The organism is Glutamicibacter sp. 363 (assembly GCF_052379505.1).
Lineage (GTDB): Bacteria > Actinomycetota > Actinomycetes > Actinomycetales > Micrococcaceae > Glutamicibacter.
The window spans coordinates 1-271 of the sequence record NZ_JBQSYR010000103.1; the positions used below are offsets into that span (position 1 = coordinate 1).

The following is a 271-nucleotide window of genomic DNA, read 5'->3' on the forward strand; positions in this document are numbered from 1 at the left end:
AGCAAGGTTGAGTACGTTGATCAGTTCGGTACCAAGCATGAGTACGGGAAGGTTGCCGACACCACCGTCACGCTGGCCTACGGGTCAGCGGGTCAGGAAACCTGTTTCCAGATGCGGCAGATCAGCCGGATCGTGGCCGCTGGGAAGCAGGTCCGCGAAGCCACCGGCCAAGAGCATCGCCAGATTCATATCCTCACCACCAACACGGACCTGCCAGCAGCCGAGATCGTGTTTCGTATGAGTGCACGGTGGCGGCATGAAAACTATTTCA

Annotated in this window: 1 protein-coding gene; it reads left to right on the forward strand. The window is 57.9% G+C overall.

Annotation, left to right across the window (positions count from 1 at the left end; translation table 11 throughout):
- On the forward strand, nucleotides 1-271 hold a 271-nt coding region (locus ACT3UA_RS19040; RefSeq protein WP_444617903.1), incomplete at both ends, for a hypothetical protein.